Source organism: Paenibacillus durus ATCC 35681 (assembly GCF_000993825.1).
GTDB classification, from domain to species: Bacteria; Bacillota; Bacilli; order Paenibacillales; family Paenibacillaceae; genus Paenibacillus_AQ; species Paenibacillus_AQ durus_B.
Window position 1 is genome coordinate 2,869,224 of record NZ_CP011114.1, and the last position, 19,724, is coordinate 2,888,947.

At 54.5% G+C, this 19,724-nt stretch carries 22 protein-coding genes; all 22 read right to left on the reverse strand.

Going from position 1 to position 19,724, the window contains the following annotated elements; genetic code table 11:
* Positions 1-87: 87 nt before the first annotated feature.
* Complete coding sequence (trpA, locus tag VK70_RS13145) at positions 88-909, reverse strand: tryptophan synthase subunit alpha (protein WP_025693620.1); 822 nt, start codon at positions 907-909, stop codon at positions 88-90.
* Positions 906-2,105 (reverse strand): tryptophan synthase subunit beta, encoded by a 1,200-nt coding sequence (trpB, locus tag VK70_RS13150; RefSeq protein ID WP_025693619.1) that lies wholly within the window; start codon positions 2,103-2,105, stop codon positions 906-908. Before trpB ends, trpA begins: the two co-directional genes overlap by 4 nt.
* Positions 2,102-2,776 carry a phosphoribosylanthranilate isomerase gene (locus tag VK70_RS13155; protein ID WP_025693618.1) on the reverse strand — a complete coding sequence of 225 codons (675 nt, stop codon included), beginning with the start codon at positions 2,774-2,776 and terminating at the stop codon, positions 2,102-2,104. Before VK70_RS13155 ends, trpB begins: the two co-directional genes overlap by 4 nt.
* Positions 2,769-3,599 (reverse strand): indole-3-glycerol phosphate synthase TrpC, encoded by an 831-nt coding sequence (trpC, locus tag VK70_RS13160; protein WP_025693617.1) that lies wholly within the window; start codon positions 3,597-3,599, stop codon positions 2,769-2,771. Before trpC ends, VK70_RS13155 begins: the two co-directional genes overlap by 8 nt.
* Positions 3,586-4,635: an anthranilate phosphoribosyltransferase gene (gene trpD, locus VK70_RS13165; protein WP_046723371.1), complete on the reverse strand. Its 1,050-nt coding sequence runs from the start codon at positions 4,633-4,635 to the stop codon at positions 3,586-3,588. The genes trpC and trpD overlap by 14 nt, the downstream gene beginning before the upstream one ends.
* A 65-nt stretch (positions 4,636-4,700) precedes the next feature.
* Positions 4,701-6,254 (reverse strand): anthranilate synthase component I, encoded by a 1,554-nt coding sequence (gene trpE, locus VK70_RS13170; RefSeq protein WP_046723374.1) that lies wholly within the window; start codon positions 6,252-6,254, stop codon positions 4,701-4,703.
* 575 nt (positions 6,255-6,829) lie between these two features.
* On the reverse strand, positions 6,830-7,201 hold the full coding sequence (aroH, locus tag VK70_RS13175; protein WP_025693737.1) for a chorismate mutase: 372 nt from the start codon (positions 7,199-7,201) through the stop codon (positions 6,830-6,832).
* A complete protein-coding gene (aroB, locus tag VK70_RS13180; RefSeq protein ID WP_025693736.1) occupies positions 7,195-8,298 on the reverse strand; it encodes a 3-dehydroquinate synthase in 1,104 nt (367 codons plus the stop codon). The genes aroH and aroB overlap by 7 nt, the downstream gene beginning before the upstream one ends.
* Position 8,299: 1 nt before the next feature.
* On the reverse strand, positions 8,300-9,469 hold the full coding sequence (gene aroC / locus VK70_RS13185) for a chorismate synthase (RefSeq protein ID WP_025693735.1): 1,170 nt from the start codon (positions 9,467-9,469) through the stop codon (positions 8,300-8,302).
* 315 nt (positions 9,470-9,784) lie between these two features.
* Positions 9,785-9,946, reverse strand: coding sequence for a hypothetical protein (locus tag VK70_RS28550; RefSeq protein WP_169733325.1), 162 nt, complete (start codon positions 9,944-9,946; stop codon positions 9,785-9,787).
* A gap of 100 nt (positions 9,947-10,046) precedes the next feature.
* Positions 10,047-10,844 (reverse strand): CheR family methyltransferase, encoded by a 798-nt coding sequence (locus VK70_RS13195; protein ID WP_025693733.1) that lies wholly within the window; start codon positions 10,842-10,844, stop codon positions 10,047-10,049.
* A 32-nt stretch (positions 10,845-10,876) separates the two neighbouring features.
* Positions 10,877-11,320, reverse strand: a complete 444-nt coding sequence (gene ndk / locus VK70_RS13200) for a nucleoside-diphosphate kinase (protein WP_025693732.1) — start codon at positions 11,318-11,320, stop codon at positions 10,877-10,879.
* A gap of 102 nt (positions 11,321-11,422) precedes the next feature.
* The gene (locus VK70_RS13205; protein WP_025693731.1) at positions 11,423-12,391 is read right to left on the reverse strand and encodes a polyprenyl synthetase family protein; all 969 of its coding nucleotides are present in this window, start codon (positions 12,389-12,391) and stop codon (positions 11,423-11,425) included.
* Positions 12,388-13,245, reverse strand: coding sequence for a menaquinone biosynthetic enzyme MqnA/MqnD family protein (locus VK70_RS13210; protein WP_025693730.1), 858 nt, complete (start codon positions 13,243-13,245; stop codon positions 12,388-12,390). The genes VK70_RS13205 and VK70_RS13210 overlap by 4 nt, the downstream gene beginning before the upstream one ends.
* A gap of 1 nt (position 13,246) precedes the next feature.
* Entirely contained in the window at positions 13,247-13,849 is a 603-nt protein-coding gene (locus VK70_RS13215; protein ID WP_025693729.1) for a UbiX family flavin prenyltransferase, read from the reverse strand.
* The gene (locus tag VK70_RS13220; protein WP_025693728.1) at positions 13,846-14,721 is read right to left on the reverse strand and encodes a UbiA-like polyprenyltransferase; all 876 of its coding nucleotides are present in this window, start codon (positions 14,719-14,721) and stop codon (positions 13,846-13,848) included. Before VK70_RS13220 ends, VK70_RS13215 begins: the two co-directional genes overlap by 4 nt.
* Positions 14,714-15,460, reverse strand: a complete 747-nt coding sequence (locus tag VK70_RS13225; protein WP_025693727.1) for a demethylmenaquinone methyltransferase — start codon at positions 15,458-15,460, stop codon at positions 14,714-14,716. Before VK70_RS13225 ends, VK70_RS13220 begins: the two co-directional genes overlap by 8 nt.
* An 8-nt stretch (positions 15,461-15,468) precedes the next feature.
* Entirely contained in the window at positions 15,469-16,335 is an 867-nt protein-coding gene (locus VK70_RS13230; RefSeq protein ID WP_046723376.1) for a heptaprenyl diphosphate synthase component 1, read from the reverse strand.
* 134 nt (positions 16,336-16,469) lie between these two features.
* Positions 16,470-17,024, reverse strand: coding sequence for a hypothetical protein (locus tag VK70_RS13235; protein ID WP_025700617.1), 555 nt, complete (start codon positions 17,022-17,024; stop codon positions 16,470-16,472).
* 111 nt (positions 17,025-17,135) lie between these two features.
* The gene (gene mtrB, locus VK70_RS13240; RefSeq protein WP_025700614.1) at positions 17,136-17,384 is read right to left on the reverse strand and encodes a trp RNA-binding attenuation protein MtrB; all 249 of its coding nucleotides are present in this window, start codon (positions 17,382-17,384) and stop codon (positions 17,136-17,138) included.
* 111 nt (positions 17,385-17,495) lie between these two features.
* Entirely contained in the window at positions 17,496-17,768 is a 273-nt protein-coding gene (locus VK70_RS13245) for an HU family DNA-binding protein (RefSeq protein WP_025691450.1), read from the reverse strand.
* Positions 17,769-18,040: 272 nt separating this feature from the next.
* Positions 18,041-19,519 (reverse strand): stage IV sporulation protein A, encoded by a 1,479-nt coding sequence (spoIVA, locus tag VK70_RS13250; RefSeq protein WP_025700613.1) that lies wholly within the window; start codon positions 19,517-19,519, stop codon positions 18,041-18,043.
* Positions 19,520-19,724: the final 205 nt, after the last annotated feature.

A 19,724-nucleotide genomic window follows, 5' to 3' on the forward strand; every position in this document is an offset into this window, starting at 1 on the left:
TCGCAGGAGGAGGGCATCCGTTTCTCGTAGAAATATAAGACCAAACGATAGGCGCGAAGCTTATAAAGTCTTATATTTTTTAAAAAACTATGGTCTTAATTGTGCCACAAAATCACGGATTTGCAACAGGCCATCAGCGCGCTTCGCCGGATCTTCGAGAAGAATAATCACTTCCTCAATCTTGCGTACGATCGCGCTCCCGACCACTACGCCGTCGCAGATTTTGGCGAATCTGGCAACCTGCTCGGGAGTCGAGATGCCGAATCCGACGGCTACCGGAAGATCGGTCGCCTGACGGACGGATTCAATGAACCGGTCCACGTCTTCATGGAAAGATGAACGTTCCCCTGTCACTCCAAGCGAGGATACGCAGTATACGAATCCGCTCGCGCCGGAAACGATCTTCGCGATGCGCTCGCTGGAGGTCGGCGCGACAAGAGGAACCAGGTTAATGCCCGCATCACGGCTGCGGGAGCGCATTTCCTCCCCCTCCTCGACCGGCAAATCCGGAATGATCAACCCGCTGATCTCATGCCGGTTCAATTCAGCAAAAAACGTATCAAGTCCCATTTGTAGCACGGGATTATAGTAAGTAAAGAGAATAAACGGCAGCTTGCTTCCGGCTTCACGCGCCTTGAGCGCCGCTTCCATGCAGGTCCGCAGGTGTATATTCCCTCGCAGCGCCCGCGATGATGCGCGCTGGATCACCGGGCCGTCCGCCAAAGGATCGGAGTAAGGAACGCCAAGCTCAACAATGTCCGCTCCGGCCGCTTCCAGTTCGGCAATAATGGCCAGGCTCGTCTCCAGATCGGGATCGCCTATGGTCAGAAACGGAATCAGCGCTGCCCGTCCCTGCTCCTTTAGCCGCCGGAAAGTTACATCCATGCGGTTCGTCGTTTCGGTCGTCATTTCAGCCCTTCTCCTTCCGTATAAGCCATAATCGATTCCACATCTTTGTCGCCCCGGCCTGATAGACAGATGACAATGATATCGTCCTTGGAGAGAGTTGGCGCAATCTTCGCAACCTGTGCCACGGCATGAGCCGATTCCAGGGCGGGAATAATGCCTTCGGTCACGCACAGCAGCTTAAGAGCATCGAGCGCTTCCTGATCCGTAATGGGGACATATTTAACGCGCTCGATATCTTTCAGATAGGAATGCTCCGGTCCGACTCCGGGATAATCGAGCCCTGCCGAGATGGAATGGGCCTCAATAACCTGGCCGTATTGATCCTGAAGCAGATAGCTCATCGAGCCCTGGAACACGCCGTGGCTTCCTTTGCTCATCGTTGCCGCATGATAAGGCGTGTCGACCCCTTTGCCTGCGGCTTCAACGCCGACCATATCCACGGTCTCGTCTTCAAGGAAAGGATAGAACATGCCGATGGCATTGCTGCCGCCGCCGACTGCGGCCACCAGCAGATCCGGTAGTCTTCCTTCGGCCTCCAGTATTTGCCGCCGCGTCTCGTCTCCGATCACCCGCTGGAAATTGCGGACCATCATCGGGTACGGATGCGGACCGACCGCAGAGCCGAGAACGTAGAAAGTATCGTTTACGTTGCTGACCCAGTAGCGCAGCGCCTCGTTGCCGGCGTCCTTAAGCGTCCGTGATCCGGATGTAACGGGAATAACCTCGGCGCCCAACAGCTTCATCCGAAATACGTTAAGCTGCTGGCGGCGGGTATCCTCCTCGCCCATGAATACCTTGCATTCCATCCCCAGCAGCGCGGCGACCGTTGCGGTTGCGACGCCGTGCTGGCCTGCCCCCGTCTCGGCAATGACCTTCTTCTTGCCCATCATTTTCGCGAGAATGGCCTGGCCGATCGCGTTATTGATCTTATGGGCTCCGGTATGGTTCAGGTCCTCGCGCTTCAGATATATTTTCGCCCCGCCCAGCTGCGCGCTGAGCCGTTCGGCGTAGTACAGCGGTGTCTCGCGTCCGGAATACTGCTTAAGCAAATAATCGACCTGCTCCTGAAACTTCGGATCGGCCGAGAACTTATTATAAGCCTCCTCCAGCTCGATCAATGCATTCATTAAGGTTTCGGGTACGAAGCGTCCCCCGAAAGCTCCGAAACGTCCATGCCGGTCCGGCACCTGTATCATGATTGCTTCACCCTTTCCACAAAAGCTGTGATTTTGGCTATATCTTTCACTCCGTCACTTTCCACGCCGCTTGATACGTCGACCCCATCCGACTCGTAAGCCGTCAGCAGCTCGCCGACATTGTCCGGTGTAAGTCCCCCTGCCACATACAGCGATACACCAATCGCTCTCGCCCGCTCGCGGTAATCCGGGATTTGTTCCCAGGCGAAGGTCCGTCCTGATCCGCCGCGCTGCGCGGGGTCATACGTATCGAGCAGAACCGCGTCAATCGTTCCGGCGTAGCTTTCAAGCGCAAGTTCATCGTCCACCTCGCTGCCTTGAGCCCCCACAGATAGAGCCTTCCATACCTGAACGCCCGGAAAGGCTTCTTTGACCTCCCGGCAAAATGCCGGACTTTCGGTTCCGTGAAGTTGGATAACGCCGAGCGGCGCGGCGGAAAGAATTTTATATAATTCATCCATACCCGGGTCGACAAAAACCCCGGCGGCAATAGGAGCTTGGCCCGTTCTCCAATCAGCCAGAACGGATATCAGACGCGAAGCCTGCTCCGGCGGCACCTTCCTGCGGCTCGGAGCAAAGACAAGGCCGATATAATCAACCGGCAAGTGTACCATAGATTTTAGCACTTCAACGTCCTGAAGTCCACAGATTTTTACTTTTGCCTCAGCCATTGCGCACATGATCCTTGCCCCGCAGAACAGGGCCGAGCAGCTTGCCGACGGCCTTCTCCACATCCTGCTGTCTCATAAAATATTCTCCAACCAGCACTCCTTCAGCCCCGGTCGTCTGCAGGTAAGCGATATCCTCCGGCCCTGCGATTCCGCTCTCGCTGATCAGGGGAACCCCTTTCGGAGCGAGCGCCGCAAGCTCGGCTGTCGTAGCCAGCGCGGTCTCGAATGTGCGCAGGTTGCGGTTATTGATGCCAAGCAGCACATGGGGAAGCTCAGCTCTGCCCGTATCCAGCACGGCCTCCAATTCGCCGCGGTCATGGACCTCAATCAGTACGTCAAGTCCGAGTCCGGCTGCCGTGTCCGAGAGAGAGGAAAGCGCCGCCGGCGTCAGAATGGCCGCGATCAGCAGCACAGCGTCTGCGCCTAGCAGCCGCGCTTCATAGATTTGCTTCTCGTCGATGATAAAGTCCTTGCGCAGGAGCGGCAGAGCCACCGCTTCACGGACTTGCCGCAAATATTCGCCGCTGCCCTGAAAATACTGGCTGTCGGTCAGAACGGAGAGGCAGTCCGCTCCGCCAGCCTCATAAGCCTTGGCAATCTGCACCGGATCGAAATCCGCGCGGATCAGCCCCTTGGAGGGGGATGCCTTCTTCACCTCGGCGATCAGCCCCATATCACGCTTCCGCCCGAGTGTAAGCGCCTTGCGGAAACCGCGCGTCTCCGGCAGGCTTGAGATTTGCGCTTCCGCTTCAGAGAGGGAAAAGGACCTAGCGAGCAGTTCAACCTCTTTTATCTTCGTGGCTACGATTTTATCTAGATACATGTTTTAGCTCCTCCGTTATGGCGATAAGCTGCTCCAGCTTGCGGGCCGCTGCGCCCGAATCAATCGTTTCCGCCGCCTTCCGTACACCTTCGGCAAGCGTATCGGCGAGACCGGCGACATAGATGCAGGCTCCCGAATTGGCAAGCACGATATCCCGGTACGCCGTCTTCGCGCCGTCCAGCACCTCGTGGATAATGGCCGCATTCTCTGCGGGGCCACCGCCTAGAATGGCTTCTAGTGGGTGGCGGGAAAGCCCCAGCTCTTCCGGGGTAATGTCATAGGTCGTAACCTCGCCATCCCGCAGCTCCGCAACGGCGGTCGGTCCCGAAATACTGATCTCGTCAAGACCTTCGTAACTGCTGACCACAAGTGCGCGCTTCAGACCCAGCTCCTTCAGGACCGTAGCGAGCGTCTCCGTCTTCTCCTTGTCGTATACCCCTAGAAGCTGCCGGTCCGCTCTGGCCGGGTTCGTCAGCGGGCCAAGCACGTTGAACACCGTCCGCACGCCCAGTTCCTTGCGAGGACCTGCCGCATGCTTCATGGACGGATGGTAGAGCTGCGCGAAGAGGAAGCAGATGCCGAGTTCGTCCAGACAACGCTTGGCCTGCTCCGCATCCAGATGAATGTTAACGCCGAGAGCTTCCAGTACATCGGCGCTGCCCGTTCTGCCGGAAGCGGAGCGATTGCCGTGTTTGGCGACGCGCACCGAAGCGGCGGCGGCAATAATGGCGGAAGTGGTGGAGATATTGGTCTTGTGGATACCCGATCCGCCCGTTCCGCAGGTGTCCAACAGCCGCGAGTTTTCCGTCGCAACCGTGGTGCCGTAGCCCTTCATCGCTTCCGCGAAGCCGGTTATTTCCTCCACCGTTTCCCCCTTTATCCGCAGAGCGGTAAGCAGGGAGCCGATTTGGGCTTGCGTTGCCGCTCCTTCCATAATCGCGCCCATGATATCCCGCGCTTGCTCCCGGGTTAAATTGTTGCCTTCGATCAATCCGGCGATTCCGGACTGAATCAAAAGATTGGCATTGCTGTTCATCCTTTTTTCTCCTCCCGCTTATATTGGATTATTGCCCGCTCCAAGCGCTTCCCTCGCTCTTTGCGTCAAGGAGTGTACTCATACATATAATCCTGATTGATGCTGCCGCCGGTTGTCGCTTTTGCCGGGAACATCGCCTCTGCCATCCGAATCGCTTTCAGCATGCCCTTCGCCTTGTTTACGGTCTCCTCATATTCCTTCTCCGGCACCGAATCCCATACAATACCCGCCCCTGCCTGGACATAAGCCCGGCCTTTGCGGAAAATAATCGTCCGAATCGTAATGCAGGAATCCATATTTCCGGAGAAGCCAAGATAACCGATTGCTCCCGCATACGCTCCCCTTGCCTCACGCTCAAGCTCGGCGATAATCTCCATCGCCCGCAGCTTCGGCGCTCCGGATACAGTACCCGCCGGCAGGCAGGAGAGGAATGCGTCGAAAAAGTCTTTATCCTCGCGAAGCGAGCCCGATACATTCGACACCATATGCATAACATGGGAGTATTTCTCGATTTCCATGAAAGAATCGCATTTGACGGTTCCGAACCTCGACACCCGGCCAAGATCGTTGCGGCCAAGATCGACGAGCATCAGGTGCTCGGCTCTCTCTTTTTCATCCTCCAGCAGTTCTGCCGCCAGCGCGCGGTCCCGCGCCTCGTTCTCGCCTCTGGGTCTTGTTCCGGCAATCGGGCGGGTCTCCACATGATCACCGTCCACCTTCACCAGCGCCTCCGGCGATGTTCCGACGATGATCTCCTCATCCATTTTGAGATAATACATGTACGGGGACGGGTTCAATGTGCGCAGCAGCCGGTACACATGGAGCGGAGACACCTCGGTATTGATATGAAACCGCTGGGACAGCACCACCTGAAAAATATCGCCTGCCCGAATGTACTCCTTGGCCTGCTCCACATTATCGATAAACTGTTCCTTCGTCAGGTTGGAGTGAATGTCTCCAAGCTCGATATCCTGCGGGATGCTCCGACGGTTCATGTTTTCCTTCGGGGATTCTTTGTACAGCTCCTCCGCCATTTCTTCCAGCTTGCTGTTCAGCTTCTCGTAGTTCGCCCGGATATCGGAATCCGTATCGCCGTCCTTGACATGCAGGTTGCCGACCAGCAGAATCTGCTGTTTGACATGGTCGAACACGATAATCCGGTCGCAGAACATGAAGCGGATATCATCCATATTCAAATCGTCGTTGGCATGAGCCGGCAGCTTCTCGTAATACTGAAGCAGATCATACCCGAAGAATCCGATCGCCCCGCCGGTAAACGGCGGCATTTCCGCAAGCTTAGGGCTGCGGTACGAACGCAGAAGGGCCTTCAGCTCTTCGATCGGCTTGCCTTTCAGTTGTCTGTTCTCGCCGCCGATTTCCACGTTGATCGCGCCCTTTTTGCCGGAGATAAGCAGAAACGGATCGCTGCCGATGAACGAATACCGGGCCCATTGGATGCCGCCCTCCACGCTTTCCAGCAGAAAGGCATTCTTCCGTCCGGCGAACCGCTGGAATATCCGGATCGGGGTTTCCATATCGGCCAGCAGCCGCTTGACTACGGGAATCAGATTATACTGCCGCGAGAGCGACACCACTTGTTCTACATTGGGACTAGTCATTTGTCGTTCCTCCTTGGACTTAGAAAGGGTTAGCACATCATACGTCACCCGGGTCTTTAGCTTCGAAAACAGGGCCTAAAATGCAGAAAAACCTCCACCGAAGTAGAGGTTATATTAAACAAGCGTATATAAGAGCGGGATTCCGGCTTCCAGGAAATGCAATGGCTCCACGGCGGATCATTCATGAAGAAAACTCCGCACATCAGAACAACGCAAATGCGATTTCGGAAAAAGACGCTACCCACATATAAGGGCGATAAAGTTCGGAATATACATAAGCGGGCGACAATCCATCATCAGATATCCATGCACGTGTAAGCCTGCTAATCCGCAGTCCCTGTACCTGCATATCTCGCGCCTTGTATGTACCCTAAAAATCCCTTACACTCTGCTCTTCTCAGCTCATCTAAACTCAGTCTTGGCTCTGCTTCACTCGTCTGTTTACACTATACATGATACCAACGCTTATTGACAACCCCTGGACAACTTTATGATGTGGGAGACTTGCATCACTGTTTAAAGCGTTCCCTTGGCAAGGACTTGGTAAACTGTCATTTACCTTCCAGATAATCGCGCTATTTGCTTTCGGATAAATCGGGACGAAGCTTCTGCGCCTCGTTCAGGTATACATGGCGGATTTCACGCTGACTCTTGTCCGTGTTGACCTGCACCATCAGGCGAATGCATTTCGGCAGGCTGCCCTTAACCGGAATTTCAGTCGCGCACATAAGGGGCACCAGTTCCCAGCCCTCGATTTCCCGAATAGCGCGAGCCGGAAAAGTCGCATCCAGATCGGTCGTCATCGTGATCCACACACTGCAAATATCTTCGGCAATAATGTCATTGCGCTCAACCATTTCCCGCAGCAGCAGGACGGTTTCCCGCAGTATTTCCGCTTCGTCGTTGCGAGTGACGGTTGTCGCTCCGCGAATGCCACGGTTTACCATGGGCTTCCCTCCTTCTTTAGCTGCCTGATAACCTCGCGTACCGCGGACTCCTCGATACCGTCAACAATGCTGACGGCTCCAATTTCGTCGGGAACGATGAACGTTATCCGGCCTTCCTTGAATTTCTTGTCATGCATCATCGCTTCGATGATGTCTTCCTCGCCGTATTCCGCCGGCAATCTGGTCGGAAGCTCCAGGGCAGCAAGCAAGGAAACCGTCTCTTCGTAAAGAGAACGGGAACGCCCCAGCTTAGCGGCCAGAAGCGCCGAGCCCACCATTCCGATGGAGATGGCTTCGCCGTGCAGGAAGGTTCCATAACCGCCCACCGCTTCTACGGCATGTCCAATCGTATGGCCCAGGTTCAGGATGGCACGCAGCCCATGCTCTCTTTCATCCTCACCCACGACGTCCGCCTTGATCGCGCAGCCGCGCTCCAGCGCATAGCCCAGCGCCTCCGGCTCCAGAGCGAGCAGTTCGGACGCATGGTCCCGGCACCAGTAGGCGAACTCGCGGTCCAAGATAAGACCGTGCTTGACGACTTCAGCCAGACCGGATCGCACCTGGCGCGAAGGAAGCGACGTCAGCGTATTCAGGTCGTACACGACCATTTTCGGCTGATAGAAGGCGCCGATCATATTCTTCGCCAGCGGGTGGTTCACCGCCACCTTGCCGCCGACGCTGCTGTCATGTGCCAGTATCGTCGTCGGAATTTGCATAAAGCCGATGCCGCGCATGTAGGTCGCGGCGACAAAGCCAGCTAAATCGCCGACAACCCCGCCTCCGAGCGCCAGCACGGCGGAACTGCGGTCTAGCCCGGCAGAGATCGCCGTTGTCATCACTTCCTCGTACACAGTCAGGGACTTCGACGCTTCTCCCGACGGAATGACATGGCTGACCACTGTATAGCCCCCGGCCTTTAGCCGCGATTCTAGATCAGCCAGATATAGAGGGGCTACTGCGCTGTCGCTGACGATCAGCAGCGGGCTGCGCACCGGAAATCCGGCTTCCGCGCATAGTCCGGCAATGCCCTCCAATATTCCGCTGCCGATCACGATCGGATAGGAGCGTTGACCCAACTCTACTTGAATCCGCCGCATATCAGTAGCTCTCCAATTGGGCGAGATAGTTATTATAATTGGCTCTGATTTCTTCCAAGGAATCGCCGCCGAATTTATCCAGGAATGCCTTGGCGATTTCCCAGGCAACCACATTCTCCATGACAACGCATGCCGCAGGCACCGCGCAGGCATCGGAGCGCTCCACCTGTGCGGTAAACGGCTCCTTGGTATCGATATCCACGCTCTGCAAAGGCTTGTAAAGCGTCGGAATCGGCTTCATTACACCGCGAACCACCACTTGCATGCCGTTCGTCATTCCGCCTTCAAAGCCGCCAAGCCGGTTGCTTGCCCGGTGGTATCCTCGGGCCGGATCGTACAGAATCTCGTCATGAACCTTCGAGCCGCGCAGCTTGCCCGCTTCAAAGCCAATCCCGATCTCCACGCCTTTGAAGGCGTTGATGGACACAACCGCTCCGGCGATGGCTCCGTCCAGCTTGCGGTCGGCTTGTACATGCGTGCCAAGGCCGACCGGAAGTCCTTCAACGATACATTCCACGATTCCGCCGATGGAGTCGCCTTCTTCCTTGATCTGGTCTATGTAGGCTTCCATCTTCTTCTCGGTTTCTTTATCCACTACTCTGACCGAGGATTCTTCGGTGCGGGTAATCAGTTCGTCAATCGGCAGGTCATTAGCAGGAGCTTCGATTTCACCGATCCGGATGACCTGTCCGGCAATCTTCACTCCGAATGCTTCGAGAAGTTGACGCGCCACCGCGCCGCAGGCTACCCGCGCCGCTGTCTCCCTGGCGCTGGAGCGCTCCAGGACATTGCGCAAATCCGTCAGATTGTATTTAAGCCCCCCGTTCAGGTCCGCATGCCCCGGACGTGGACGGTTCACCCGCCGCTTATCCTCGTCTGCGCCCGGAATCGGCTCAACATTCATGATGTTCTTCCAGTGAGTCCAGTCGTTATTCTCTACAACCAGCGCAATTGGAGCTCCGGTCGTGACTCCGTGGCGCACTCCGCCGACAATCTGGGCGGTATCTTTCTCAATTTGCATGCGGCGGCCGCGGCCGTAACCTTTTTGACGTCGCTGCAGTTGAAAATTAAGCTGTTCAAAATCCAGCGTAAGATTGCTGGGCATACCCTCTATAATCGCAGTAAGCTGGGGACCGTGCGTCTCCCCGGCCGTTAAATAACGTAAACTCATGCTGCGTTCCCCCTTCGCGCTTTCAAACTGTAAACTGCTAAAATCCGTTATGACCTTTGCTCATTATAGTATAGGGAAATCACTTTTGACAAGAATGTTACATAAAGACAGCAGCATAAAGTGAGGTCCTGGTTGAGCGTACAAGAAGAAACGGCTACACCGTCCTGTTAGGGACGGTACCGTTTCTCGTAGAAATATAAGACAAAATGATAAGCGCTCAGCTTATAAATCTTGTATTTTAACAATAAAGCGCCGCCCGGGCTCCATTTTATAGGAGCGGGCGGCGCCTTCGTATGGCTGCACTTGAACGGGACTTTAACCGCCGACGCGCCGGCTCTGCCGCAGGCAGGACGTTTTGCCCGGCTCCTGCCGAAGCAGAAGCTGAAGCTGAACATCCTCCATACCGAGAATTTGTCCGCATTCCCTTATCGTAATGAACCCCCGGCGGTATGCGTCGATTACCTTGCTTTTATCCATTTCTTTACGACCTTTCGCTTGGCATACTGACTCTATTATTCAGTATCTCTGCAAGCACCCGAAAGTATACCTCGAACTGGAAGACAATGGAGAAGCGTCATTATTTTTTGCGGTAAAAGAACGTTTCCGTAGATTCGAACCCGTACTTGGAAGGTGTAAAAATCTGCTCCGTGCTTCCTACGAACAAATAGCCGCCGGGGCGGAGACTGGCCGAAAACTCGCGATACAGCTTATCCTTGGCTTCCTCCGTAAAATAGATCATTACGTTCCGGCAAACGATAAGATCGAACCCGGTATCAAATTTGTCCAGCAGCAGATTCTGCTTGCGGAAGTCGATATTTTTCTTCAATTCATCGCTGACCTTGTACATTAGCCCTTCAGGCGAGAAGTACCGGTCGGCCACGTCCTTTGGCACATCTTTAAGCGAACGCTCGAGATATATTCCCTTGTTGGCCTTGGCTAATGCGCCTTCATCAATATCGGTCGCCAGAATGCTGGTCTCGCGCAGAATTTTTTTATCGGAAAGAATCATGGCAAGTGTGTAAGGCTCTTCCCCGGTGGAACAAGCGGCGCTCCACAGCTTCAGCCCTTTGCCGCTTCCCTGGAGCTCAGGCAAAATAACATCGCGAAGCACTTCCCAGCGATTCGGATTGCGCCAAAATTCGGAAACGTTAATCGTCATCCGGTCCAGGAACTCGTAAAACAGACCCTTGTCAGCCATCATTGCCGCAAAAAAGTCAGTGAAAGTATGGTATCCGTTCTTCGTGCGGAGTGTCGTCAAACGCCGTTTCATCTGGGCTTCCTTGTACTGTGACAGATCGATGCCCGTGCTTTTGTTGACATTTTGAATAAACCCTGTGTAATCGGGATCCGCTGCCGCCGCTTCGCGTTCAGGCATCATTGTCATCTACCCCTGTCCTTTTGCCCGGATCAGATCCAGGCCGCAATATCTTTGTTATACTTGTTCAGTTCCTCGGGAGCAAAAAAGTTGGCGATTTCTCTTGCTGCGCTCTCGGGAGAGTCGGAACCGTGAATCAGATTGAGAGGGGTGTGGCTGGCGAAATCCCCGCGGATAGTTCCAGGAAGCGCTTCGCTCACCTTCGTCTTCCCGATCAGCAGTCTGGACAGAGCGATCACGTCATCGCCCTCCCAGATCATTGCAAAGACGGGACCGGAAGTGATAAACGCGATGAGCTCCGGAAAAAAATCTTTGCCCTCATGCTCCGCATAATGACGCTTGGCCTGCTCCTCCGTTACCGTGATGAGCTTGGCGGCGACCAGCTTAAAACCTTTGTCCTCAAAACGGGCTACTATGCGGCCAATCAGACCGCGCTGCACACCGTCAGGCTTGATCATCAAATACGTTCTCTCCATAGGGTTCACTCTCCATTCTCCCTTATAGATGATGGTCTATTAAGCTATCTTACCAAAATCGCCGCTGTCTGTTAATTTGTTAAATCAGACCGCACAGCATTATTAGTATGCCCTGCCGGTTACAAAATAGGCAATTTCGCGCAAATTGCCTTTTGTGCGGTTGTTCGGCAGCTTATCGAGCGCGGCCAGCGCCTTGTCGATGTAACGCGTGGCCAATTCCTCCGCACGGGAGATGCCATCCCCGGATAGAATCAGATCGATGGCGCGGCCAGCTCCCGTGCGGCCTTCGCGGATCTGCTCCAATTCATCCAGAAGGGCGCCGCGAAGCCGGTCGTCCTCCAGGGTGTAGATGACCGGCAGCGTAATATTCCCCTGCCGCATGTCGCTGCCCGGCGGTTTGCCGAGCTGCTTCTCCGTTCCGGACAGATCAAGCAGATCGTCGCGGATTTGGAAGGCCATCCCTACATTGTAGCCATACTTGTAGAGCAGCCCGGCTTTCTCTGGCTCGGCATCGGCGGCGAGCGCCCCGAGCTGGCAGCTGATGGCAATGAGCAGCGCGGTTTTACGCCGGATGCGCCGCAAATAATGGCGCACGCTCTGTCCGCTGTTGAAGAAATCGCGGATCTGCTCCATCTCGCCAATCGTCATCTCCACCATCGCCTTGGATAGAATCTGATGGATGCGCGGGTTCGGCAGCTCCGCCGTTATGGCCAAAGCCTTAGCATAGATAAAATCGCCCGTGTACATTGCGATTTTATCGCCCCATTTGGCCTTGACGGTCGGCTCCCCGCGCCGCGTATCGGCATCGTCAATGACATCGTCGTGGACAAGGGAAGCGCTGTGAATCAGCTCCAGAGGAACGGCAACCCGCTTCAGCTTATCCAGATCGTATGTGCCGAATTTACCGCCCATGAGCACAAATACCGGGCGCAGCCGCTTGCCGCCGGCCTTCAGCAGATGGAGTGACGTTTCCGTAAGCAGAGGATCATCCCCCTGGACGCTGCGGTACAGTTCCTTCTCAAGAGTATCCATATCTTTAGTTAGCAGGCCGAACATTTGCAGTCGTTTCATTCTTTCACCCGTGTCAGCAGATTATCGCTCCAAAACTCCATCTTCACCTTCTGCGGCAGCAGCCCCATTTCATTGGCATAGCGGAAATAGAGATTTAATCCTTTCTGCTGCCTTTCTCCAAAATCATAACACAAATTCTGGAAATAACCAGACCAGTATCCGGGGTCCCCGCCAATTCGATCACAGGCCTCCGAGACAATCGGCGCCAGATTCCGCAGTCCCCGCCGCTTGCTCTCGATTAAGGCTTGGCAGATCTCAGCGACAGCCTCCGGTTTATCCAGCGCCGATTTCCGGCTTACGGCCCAGACCGCAAAGGTCATCCCAAGTCCCGTCCACCGTTTCCACATCTCGCCCAGGTCGGTAACTCTATACTTCTTATTTTGCCACATTGCCCGGATCGCATGATCGCCAATCAGCAGACAGGCATCCGCCTGTTCCATCATCTTTTCCAGATTCGGCTCAGCGCTTATGTATTCCGGATTTCCGCCCACAGCCTTCTCCAGCAAAATTTTCAGCAGGTTCACCGACGTAGCCGACGTGTTCGTCACGGCGATCGTTCCATTCGCCGCTTCTTCCACCGTTCCCTTCGAGAACAACAGAATCGACCTCACAGGACCGTCCGAGCTGACGGAAAGCCCAGGAAGCACCAGCAGCCTGTCGCTCGCTTCGGCAAATGCAAAAGAAGACAGCGCTCCAACATCAATATCGCCGAGGGCCATGCCGCGATTCAGTACGGAAGGCACCTCGCTAACCACCCGGGCCGGAAAAGATAGAGCAGAAGGATCAAAGTTAAAAAAAACGGGCCATGAATTGGTATAGCTGATTTTGCCGATTACGGCAGGACCGTTCTTCATCTTAATCCCCCCATCTGCGAAATAAAGCGTGATCAATTCCGAAGCTGTCCAGCACCTTCCCGACCATAAAGTTGACCAAATCATCCAGGCTTTGCGGCCCGAAATAAAAAGCCGGCATGGCCGGAATCATTCGAACGCCGAGCCGGGACAGCTTCAGCATATTTTCCAAATGTATCGCATGCAGCGGGGTCTCCCTGGGAACGAGCACCAGCGGACGTCCCTCCTTCAGCATCACATCTGCGGCGCGGGTCATCAGATTGTCGGAGGAGCCGTTCGCCACGGCCGACAGCGTTCCCATGGAACAGGGCATGATGATCATCCCCTCTGTCCGGAAGGAGCCGCTCGCGATGGAAGCTCCGATATCCGCGACGGGGTGATAGAGCAGAGAACCGGGACGGCCGCTGAAATGTTCATTCAGAACGCCCTCCCGGTCCGAGACGTTCCAGCCCAGCTCTTCTTTCAGAACCCGCCAGCCCGCATTGCTAATAACAAGATGTACCGCAAGTCCCAGGGACAGTAGCGTTTCCGTTAAGCGAACACCGTATATCGCGCCGCTGGCTCCCGTAATGCCGACTATAAAGCCCTTCGATCTTGAGTTACTCATTTGTTGGTCTGCACCACCAGGTCAATCAAGGTAAAAGAGAATACGACGATGCTGAGCACCCCGTTCATCGTGAAAAACGCCGTTTGCAGACGGCTCAGATCGTTCGGGGAAACGATATGATGCTCATAGAACAAAATAGCGTAAGCAATCAGCATGCCTGCGATGTACCACCAGCTCAGATGGGCCATGAACAGCAAGGAAATGAAGCCTATGCCGGTCAATACATGAAATACCTTGGCAATCTTAAGCGCTCCCGCAACACCAAAGCGGACCGGAATGGAGTGCAGCCCTTCCTTCTTGTCGAACTCCACATCCTGGCAGGAATAAATAACGTCAAACCCGGCCGTCCAGAACATGATGGTAAAATAAAACACCATGGCGGTCCAGTCCACCTTGCCGGTAACCGCGACCCATCCCCCAAGCGGAGCTAGCGCGATCGTGAGGCCCAGAATCAGGTGGCAGGCCCAAGTAAAACGCTTCGTAAAGGAATAAAACACAAGCAGGAACACCGCAATCGGCAGCAGCTTCGCGGACAGCGGGTTCAGCTTGAACGCGGCCCAGAACAACAGGAAGAAGGAAAAGGCGACAAAGACAATCACTTCTCCCGCCTTCAACAATCCCGCTGGAATCGCTCTACCTGCCGTCCGCGGATTCTTGGCGTCGCTTACGCGGTCAATTAAGCGGTTCAGTCCCATCGCGGCGCTGCGGGCGCCGAACATGGCAATAACAATCCATCCGATATCCCGCCAGGAAGGCAGTGAACCGGACATCACCATCGAACCGAGCAAGGCGCCCATAAATGCGAACGGAAGGGCGAATAGCGTGTGTTCAAACTTAATCATTTGCATAAAAATACCAATTTTCTTAAACATCCACATTCTCCTTGAGCCCAATGTGTAATGCCGCGATGCCTCCAGTCAAGGGGAAGGATTTCACGCGTTCCAGACCGGTTTCACGGAAGATCTGCTCCAGCTGCCTTCGGTCCGGAAACATGGCAAGCGATTCGGGAAGCCATCTGTACTGCTCGTAGCTCTTCGCGAACAGCTTGCCGAGCAGCGGCAGCATCCGTGTGAGGTAGAAATAATAAATGCCTTTGAAAGGCTGGACCGTAGGTTTGGACAATTCCAGGCAGACAACCATTCCGCCGGGTTTCACCACGCGCTTCATTTCACTAAGCACTTGGATTGGATCAGGCACATTGCGCAGACCGAAGCCGATCGTAGCATAATCGAAGGAGCAGTCGCCGAACGGAAGGTTCATCGCGTTGCCCTGTACCAGCGAGATCCGGTCGGCAAGCCCCCGCTCTTCCACCTTGCGGCGGCCGACGGCGAGCATACCCTCGCTGAAATCGAGTCCCATGACGCATCCGGTCTCGCTGCTCTCAGCCATCGCGATGCTCCAGTCGCAGGTGCCGCAGCACAGATCGACGGCGGTATCCCCGCGGCGCATCGCCATCTTGTCCATGGCAAACCGCCTCCAGGCCTTATGACGCCGGAAGCTGAGTATATCGTTCATTGTATCGTACTTTCCGGCGATTTTCTCGAATACGGAATGGACAAACTGTTCCTTCGGCTTGATCCCGTTATCGCCGGCCGCTGTTGACTTATTCATGTAAGATCCTATGCCTCCCCCGATGCTTGTCCCGACATTTTCAACTGCAGATGGAAACGGTCAAGCGTTCCCCGCAGCTCACGGGCGAGGCTTTCGTCTCTGAGATCCTGAAAGATCTTCTGAATGGAATCCATCGCCTGATGCAGCTTGTCCGTCAGCAGGGATTCGCATTTATACTTCATTTTCAGCTTCTTCCAATCCTTAGGCCCGAGCTTCCGTTCCCGGAGTTGCCGTCTCTCTTCATCATTCGCCGACTCCAGCAGATGCCAGAAGCAGTAGCCATTCAGCGCTTCGGCAGTCGAAGCTCCCCGCTTCAACTCCAGCGCTATCGTCTCGCAACGGCTGAATTCATACAGCAGATTTGGCCACGCCTCGGCAAGAGAACGGTCGATCAACGGGGTAAAAGACAGGAACAGCCGCATGTTCAGCTGCACTGCGGCCTGCAAGTAAGCTTCGGCCGAAAGAATCATCTCTTTCGCCTTGATATAGAGCTGCGCCTTTAGCACATTAAAATCGGCGATTGCCGCGCTTAAAGAACCGACGATCCCTATTTCCCCGCTCTTAGCCAATATATGATAAAACCAGCTGCTGAAATAATCTCCCGCCAGGACCTTCAACTGCCGTGAACGCATAGCATCCTCCCCGGCAGGGTCTGCCGGAATATCGATCGACTCATGGGTATCCAGTCCAAGCTGCACGAGCGCAGTAACGAGCGAGCACAGCTCCGCATCGGGTCTCCTCGCGGCGCCATGATTCAAAAATGCATATAACAATGATACCCGGGCATCCGGAAATGGCGGCAGATCCGTATGCCGCTGAATCATGTCGTAATCCGTATAAGTTTTAGCCATTTGCGGTATGCGGTACGGTTTCATTTCAGCCTCCGAGCCAATAAAAATTATGACCGATCGTTTGTTCACAATCTTGTCTCAATCTTGTCTATTATATCACATGTTTTTGGGTCGCGCACAACCGGGCTGCCAGCTGTTCCTCGTCTTCTTAGTTAATTTTACCCGGATGAGGCAGGAATGAATTGATTTTTCCAGAGGCTCGTTTCACTGATTCGAAAAGCAGCCTTAAGACGGCCAGGAAGCGGCAGATTGCCGGCCGTTTGCAGCTCCCTCAGCAGTTCGCCGGACAGCTCCTGGCGCCTGGCGTCCGCTGCCAGCAGCAGACGGGCTGTACCCAGCCATTTGTCCTCCGCAATGATTCTTAGCATAACCTGATCGATATTTTCCGTATCCCGAAAAGCGAAGAGGAAAGCCTTGGCCATATCGGCGTATACCTCACTAGGCTGAAGCCTGCTGTCCGTAATCTTCAAATCCAGCGACAGCACTCCATCCTCTAAGCCGACGCTGCCGATGGACATGGAGAAAGGGAGGCTGCCGACCGAATCCACCAAATTGGCGTCCCCTAGAATAATTCCGTCCTTTGCTGACGAAAGGGTCTCCACCGTCCTATGTTCGCCCAGCATGGAAGAATGAAGGCTCTCCATCCTTGGAAGCAAAGCGGCGGAAACCGCCGTAACCAGCAGCGCCGCTCCAATCCACCATGTCCGGTTCATCGTTCATCCCCCTTTACGCCTAAGCAGCAATGTACGCGCACAGATGACCTGGAACAAGCGTGAAACCCATACTTTTTTATATGCAAAAAAAAGCAGGCTATGCCTGCTGCTTTAGATGCCGCTCTCCAATTGTCCGTGCTTGGTCATGATCTCCGCCTTGCCGCGAATTTTCATCGCCGAGGTATGATCGGTAAACTGCGCAATCAGCACCTCTCCCTTGTCGAGCTTCTCGGTATGATGAAAGCGGGTATCCAGACCTCTCGTCAGCCCGATCACCTGCACGCCGTTCTCTTTGGCCTTGACGACGATATAGTCGCTCTCCGCCGCATCCGGGGCGCCTTCGTTCTTGCTCTCGCTCATCGCTAGTCCTCCCTTCGGAAATATCGCTTTGCCGCACTTAAAAATAAATGCCGCCTGAAAGGGCGGCATGGTTGATGCGAATCTTAGTCATAATCGGCTATGTAGAAATCATTATTTAATTCCGTCTTTAAGCGCCTTGCCCGGTTTGAATGCCGGAACTTTGCTCGAAGGAATTTCGATTTCTTCACCGGTTTGCGGATTGCGGCCTTTGCGTGCGGAACGTTCGCGGACTTCAAAGTTTCCAAATCCGACCAGCTGCACTTTGTCACCGCCCTGCAAAGCTTCTGTAATCGCCTCGAATACAGCGTCTACTGCTTTGGTAACATCTTTCTTGGGAAGTTCGGTTGCTTCCGTCACTTGGTTGATCAAATCAGATTTATTCATTTCTTCTCACCTCCCTGGCAAGTTCTCCGTTATTGTTCACTGTTTCCGTTTCAACGTAAAATATACATGATTATTTCGTAAAGTGAAACATTGCCGGCATCTTTCCCCGGATGCGCAACAAATTTATAGTAATACAGGCCATCCATAATTTCAAGGCGTTCCGAAAAAAACAAGCTGAAATGATTTCCTGCATCTCCAAAACGGCATAAAAAGAGCGGAACCTTAGCGTCCCGCTCTTATTTCTTCGCTATTTTTTTTACCTTTAGAGAGGCTTACAGAATAATAGCAATCAATCCGCCGGACCCTTCGTTGATAATGCGGCCCAGCGTTTCCTGCAGCTTGTAGCGGGCGTTGTCCGGCATCATGGCGATTTTGCCCTGAATGCCTTCCCGGACGATGCTGTGCAGCGACCGGCCGAATATATCCGACTCCCAGATCTTGATCGGGTCTTTCTCAAAATCCTGCATCAGATAGCGTACAAGCTCTTCGCTCTGCTTCTCCGTACCGATAATTGGCGAGAATTCTGATTCGACATCAACACGGATCATATGGATAGACGGAGCCGTCGCTTTCAGCCGCACCCCAAAACGAGTACCCTGGCGGATCAGCTCCGGCTCGTCGAGCGCCATTTCGGCCAGTGAAGGCGCGGCGATGCCGTAGCCTGTCGTCTTGACCATTTCGAGCGCTTCCGCGAACCGGTCGTATTCCCGCTTGGCATGGGAGAATTCCTGCATGAGCTGCAGCAGATGATCCTTGCCGCGGATTTCGACGCCGACGACTTCCATCAGCACCTGGTCGTACAGCTCTTCAGGCGCGTACAGGTCGATCTCGGCGACGCCCTGGCCCATATTCATGCCGCTAAGTCCGGCTCTGTCGATAAAGTCATACTCCGTGAACTGGGAGACCAGCCGGTCTACATCGCGCAGGCGGCGGATATCCTTAACCGTGTCGCGCACGGAATTCTCGTAATTGCTGCGCAGCCAGTGATTCTCGGGCAGCACCATCACCCAGCTCGGCAGATTGACATTCACTTCATGCACGGGGAATTCATATAATACTTCACGCAGCACGCCGGTGACGTCATCCTCGGACATCGTAGCGGCGCTAAGCGACATGACCGGAATATCGTATTTAGCGGCCAGCTCGCTGCGGAGCTGCTGGGTTTCCTCGCTTCTCGGCCGGGTGGAGTTAATGACAACTACGAACGGCTTGCCGACCTCCTTAAGTTCCGCAATAACGCGTTCTTCCGAATCTACGTACGAGCTGCGCGGAATTTCCGCTACGGTGCCGTCCGTGGTGACGACGACGCCAAGCGTCGAATGCTCTTGGATTACTTTCCGGGTGCCGATTTCCGCCGCCTCCTGAAACGGAATCGGCTCTTCGAACCAGGGTGTGGAGATCATCCGAGGGCCGTTCTCGTCCTCGTAGCCTTTGGCCCCGTCGACCGCATAGCCGACACAATCCACGAGTCTGACGTTAACCTCAAGCCCCTCGGTAACCTTGATTTGTACCGCGTTGTTCGGAACGAACTTGGGTTCGGTCGTCATAATCGTCTTGCCTGCGGCGCTCTGCGGCAGCTCATCCACAGCACGCGCGCGGTCCGCCTCGCTCGTTATGTTAGGCAGTACGATCGTTTCCATAAAGCGCTTAATAAATGTTGACTTCCCCGTGCGGACCGCGCCGACGACTCCCAGATAGATGTCCCCGCCGGTGCGTTCGGCAATGTCCTTGAAAATATCCACTTTTTCCAAAAGAGATCCCCTCCTCATATACTTCCGAAGAAAAAATGCCTGAAGAGCATCGACTTCGCGCTTGCCGCCGGTGTTCATCGCCTTCACGGCATGAACCGGACTCTGAACTCACAGCCCGGCTGAAGCTTGGTCCGTAAGATCCGTAAGCTTTGCCCCGCGGTAAACCCCGAACGCTCGGACATGCATTTGGACTAGTATCATCATA